The 4,806-nt window shown below is 63.4% G+C and carries 4 protein-coding genes; all 4 read left to right on the forward strand.

What is annotated here, in order from left to right:
• Window positions 1-236: 236 nt before the first annotated feature.
• Window positions 237-1,868, forward strand: coding sequence for a CTP synthase (locus tag VN047_RS15695; RefSeq protein WP_325544270.1), 1,632 nt, complete (start codon window positions 237-239; stop codon window positions 1,866-1,868).
• Window positions 1,869-1,891: 23 nt separating this feature from the next.
• Window positions 1,892-2,575 carry a Crp/Fnr family transcriptional regulator gene (locus VN047_RS15700; RefSeq protein WP_325544272.1) on the forward strand — a complete coding sequence of 228 codons (684 nt, stop codon included), beginning with the start codon at window positions 1,892-1,894 and terminating at the stop codon, window positions 2,573-2,575.
• A 516-nt stretch (window positions 2,576-3,091) separates the two neighbouring features.
• Window positions 3,092-4,342, forward strand: coding sequence for a lipoprotein-releasing ABC transporter permease subunit (locus VN047_RS15705; protein ID WP_325544274.1), 1,251 nt, complete (start codon window positions 3,092-3,094; stop codon window positions 4,340-4,342).
• Window positions 4,335-4,806 (forward strand): ABC transporter ATP-binding protein (locus tag VN047_RS15710; protein ID WP_325544276.1); only part of this gene is annotated, 472 nt, incomplete at its 3' end. The genes VN047_RS15705 and VN047_RS15710, both read left to right, overlap by 8 nt.

The raw sequence follows: 4,806 nt of genomic DNA on the forward strand, positions 1-4,806 counted from the left end.
CCCCGCTGGAACGGCGCCCGCGGTTGCGAGTGACGATCCGCTGGCGGCCGCCGCTGCAGCGGCATCGAGCCAGGAAGCCGCACCGGCACCGGCGCAGGCACCACCCGCCAAGAAATAAGCTTCGAGAATATTGGCGGCTTCGGCCTCCATCGCCACCCGCCCGGCGGAAATATTTCCGCCGGAAGCGATTCGACGGCTTGCGCCGTCACCCTTCTGTTGAGTAAGTCTTTTCTCCCATGGCGCGGTTCATTTTTATCACCGGCGGCGTGGTCTCCTCCCTTGGCAAAGGTTTGATGGCGGCTAGCCTCGCGGCTCTGTTGCAGGCACGGGGTTTCCGCGTCCGCATCCGGAAATTCGATCCCTATCTGAACGTCGATCCGGGCACGATGTCGCCTTATCAGCACGGCGAGGTCTATGTGACCGACGACGGTGCCGAGACCGACCTCGACCTCGGCCATTATGAACGCTTTACCGGCGTCGCGGCGCGGCAGAGCGACAATGTCACCTCGGGCCGGATCTATCAGGGCATCATCGCCAAGGAGCGCCGGGGCGACTATCTGGGTGCGACGGTGCAGGTCGTCCCGCACGTCACCGATGCGATCAAGGAATTCGCGCGCGCCGAGATCGACGACCTTGATTTCGTGCTGTGCGAGATCGGCGGCACTGTCGGCGATATCGAATCGCTGCCATTCATCGAGGCGATCCGTCAGCTCAAGAATGAAGAGGGACGCGAAAACGCGATCTCGGTCCACGTCACGCTGGTTCCGTATATCGCAGCCGCGGGCGAGTTGAAGACCAAGCCGACGCAGCACAGCGTGCGCGAACTCGCCTCGCTCGGCGTGCAGCCCGACATTCTGCTCTGCCGCTGCGAAAAGCCGCTGCCCGAGAGCGAGCGCGCCAAGATTGCGCTGTTCTGCAACGTCCGCAAGGAGGCAGTGATTCCCGCGCTCGACGCCGACAGCATCTATTCGGTCCCGGTCCAATATCATGGCGAGGGGCTGGACAGCGAGGTTTTGCGTGCGTTCGGTATCACCGATGCGCCCGAGCCCGACCTGTCGCGCTGGTACGACATCATGGACCGCAAGCAGCATCCCGAGGGCGAGGTCACGATCGGCGTCGTCGGAAAATATGTGTCGCTGCCCGACGCCTACAAGTCGCTGAACGAAGCGCTGGTCCACGGCGGCATGGCGCACCGGGTCAAGGTCAACATCCGCTGGCTCGACGCCGAAATGTTCGAGCGCGACGAGGATCTCGCCGCGAATCTCGAACCGATGCACGGCATTCTCGTCCCCGGGGGGTTCGGCGAGCGCGGATCCGAAGGCAAGATTTCGAGCGTGCGTTTCGCGCGCGAACGGGGTGTGCCCTTTTTCGGCATCTGCCTCGGCATGCAGATGGCGTGTATCGAGGCGGCGCGGAATACGAGCGGCATCGCCGACGCTTCGAGCACCGAATTCGGCCCGACCGACGAACCCGTTGTCGGCATGATCACCGAATGGATGAGCGCCGAAGGGCTGCAGAAACGCGGTGCCGACACCGACCTTGGCGGCACGATGCGCCTTGGCGCCTATGAGGCGAAGCTGTCGCCGAACAGCCATGTCGCAAGCGTTTATGGCGCGAACGACATCAGCGAGCGCCACCGCCACCGTTACGAAGTCAACGGCGCCTATCGCGAGAGCCTCGAGAAGGGCGGCCTCGTCTTTTCGGGCATGTCGCCGGACGGCATGTTGCCGGAAATCGTTGAGCGTCCGGACCATCCGTGGTTTATCGGGGTCCAATTCCATCCCGAGCTCAAGTCGAAGCCGTTCGACCCGCACCCCTTGTTCGCGGGTTTCATCGAAGCGGCGGTGAAGCAGAGCCGGCTGGTATAACAGGAAAAAGGGAATTCAGGGGCATGGATCACGCGAGACTCGCCGAGTTGCAGGGCCCCGACAGCATCTTTTCGGGACTTTCGGTCGAAGATTGGGCCGAGATCGCCAGCCGGGCGGTGCAGGTCAATTTCGTCAAGGGCAAGGAACTGCTCGTCCAGGGCGATCCGGGCGACATGATGCTGATTCTGACCGAAGGCACCGCGCGCGTCTCGATGCTGACGTCGGGCGGGCGTGAAATCGTGCTCGCCTATGCCGAACCCGGCGCGGTGCTGGGCGAGATCGCGCTGCTCGACGGCGGCGAACGCACGGCATCGGTGACGGCGACGAGCAGCGGAAGCGCGCTGCAGCTTGGCCGCAATGCGCTGAAAGACTTTGCTGCGAGCCATCCCGAATTCGCCTGGTCGCTGATGCAGCAGCTCGCACGGCGGCTGCGCACCGCCGACCAGACGATCGAGAGCGACCGCGCCTATGCGTCGGGCCCGCGGCTCGCGCGGTATCTGAAACGCCTGATTCGCAAGGATGTCGAGGCATCGCAGCGTGTCGAGCTGAGCCAGACCGAGCTTGGCAACTTCGCGGGCATGAGCCGCGAGCATATCAACCGTCAGCTCAAGAGCTGGGAGGAATCGGGCGTGATTTCGCTCGAACAGGGCAGGGTCCGCGTGCTCGATGCCGATATGCTCGAGGATATCAGCGAGAGCGAGGGGTAGCTGTTGTCAGCTACTCGACCGGTTGCGGACCTATCTCTCATCGTCATCCCGGACTTGATCCGGGATCCATAGCCGCACCATCGTATGGATCCCGGATCAAGTCCGGGATGACGAAGGAGAGGGAGCGAGCGTCAACTCCCCACTCTAAGCCGTCATTCGCCATTGCGCGACGTCGGAATCACAACGCCCGGGCCTCGCTTTGCGAAACCCGGGCGCCTGTGACGAACACTCGCCATCCCCCTTTGTTGCAAGCCCGGCGAAAGGCTTGCACTCCCTGGAGCCGGGCCTTTGGGCCGCGTTGAACCAGAAGCCACGGGGTAGGTCCGGGGGGAGGATTTGTCACCCTCTGGCGGGCATCGCGACATGCTTTTGCACGGCGCTGTGGCCGATGGGCAACATATTTTGCGAATCGTTCGCAAGTGATGTCATGCCAGCGCCCATTGCCAGCGATGAAGGTGCTGCCTAAAGCGGCTGCATGCGTGTCATTTCACATGCGCCGCAAAGGCCCACCGCCCCATGATCCTGCGTCCTTACGAACGCACCATCTTCAAACGCTATCTGCTTCCGCAACGCGGCGAAGGGTTTATCTTCGTCGCGGCGGCGTTCAGCTTTACCGCGGTCATGCTCGGCGTCGCGGCTCTGGTGATCGTGATGAGCGTGATGAACGGGGTGCGCAGCGACCTGTTCGACAAGATCGTCGGTTTGAACGGCCATGCGGTGGTGCAGGGGTTCGGCGGCCGGATCGACGACTGGCAGGACGTGCTGAAACAGGCAAAAGCGACCCCCGGCGTGGTGTCGGCGACGCCGCTGATCGAGCAGCCGTTGCTCGGCACCTTCAGCGGCCGCGTCGAGGGAATTCTCGTGCGCGGCATGACCGTGCCCGACATCCGCAAGAACGAGACGCTGAACGGCAAGGTGCTGCAGGGCAGCCTCGAAACGCTGACTCCCGGGTCGGGCAATGTCGCGATCGGAAGCGAGCTCGCGCGCAATCTCGGCGCCAACGTGGGGTCGAACCTGACGATCATCAATCCTGCCGGGCGCTCGACGCCGTTCGGTACCGTGCCGCGCGAAATCAGCTACCGGGTGTCGGCGATTTTCGAAATCGGCGTCTATGATTTCGACAAGGCCTATGTCGTGATGCCGATGGAGGACGCACAGTTGCTGCTGCTCACCGGCGATCAGGTCCAGATGATCGAGGTCAAGACCAGCGATCCCGACAAGGTCGGCGAGATATTGCGGCCGCTCGCGGAAAAGGTCGCGTCGAAGGCGGTGGTGTCCGACTGGCGATCGATGAATGCGAGCCTGTTCGAGGCGCTGTCGATCGAGCGCGTCGCGATGTTCGTCATCCTGTCGCTGATCATCCTTGTCGCCTCGTTCAACATCATCTCGTCGCTGATCATGCTGGTGCGCGCAAAGACGCGCGATATGGCGATACTGCGCACCATGGGCGCACCGCGCGATTCGGTGATGCGCATTTTCATGGCGATCGGGCTGTCGATCGGCGTCGCGGGGACGATCGCCGGGATGATCGTCGGCTTTTCGCTGCTCTATTTCCGGCAGGGGGTGCTGCGCGGGGTGGAATTCCTGACCGGCCGGCCGCTGTGGGACCCGTCGATCCGCTTCCTTACCGAACTGCCTTCGAAGCCCGATCCGTTCGAGATCACGCTGATCGTTATCATGGTGATCGTCTTCAGCTTCCTCGCGACGCTTTATCCGGCCTACAAGGCGGCGAATACCGACCCCGTGCAGGTGCTGCGCTATGAGTGATGTCGCGCTGGAACTGGTCGACCTCAAGCGCAGCTTTACGCAGGGCGAGGTCACGATCGAAGTGCTGCGCGGCGTCAATGCGTCGCTGCGCCGCGGCGAGATCGTCGCGCTGCTCGGTCCGTCGGGATCGGGGAAATCGACGATGCTGCAGGCCGTCGGCCTGCTCGAAGGCGGGTTCGGCGGGACGATCCGCATCGACGGCGAGGATGTGACGCGCTTCGAACAGGGCGAGCGGACGAAGACGCGGCGCGAGAAGATCGGCTTCGTCTATCAGTTCCACCATCTGCTGCCCGATTTCAACGCGATCGAGAATGTGGTGCTGCCGCAGCTCATCCGCGGCGCAGGGCAGCAGGAGGCAGAAGAGCGCGCGGCCGACCTGCTCGGACGGCTGGGGCTGGGCGAGCGGCTGCATCACAAGCCGAGCAAGCTGTCGGGCGGCGAGCAGCAGCGCGTTGCGGTGGCGC

Source organism: Sphingopyxis sp., from assembly GCF_035565275.1.
Taxonomy (GTDB): domain Bacteria; phylum Pseudomonadota; class Alphaproteobacteria; order Sphingomonadales; family Sphingomonadaceae; genus Sphingopyxis.

Coding starts and splice junctions, on each gene's coding strand:
- VN047_RS15695 (WP_325544270.1), top strand. CDS start 237: ATGGCGCGGTTCATTTTTATCACCGGCGGCGTGGTCTCCTCCCTTGGC.
- VN047_RS15700 (WP_325544272.1), top strand. CDS start 1,892: ATGGATCACGCGAGACTCGCCGAGTTGCAGGGCCCCGACAGCATCTTT.
- VN047_RS15705 (WP_325544274.1), top strand. CDS start 3,092: ATGATCCTGCGTCCTTACGAACGCACCATCTTCAAACGCTATCTGCTT.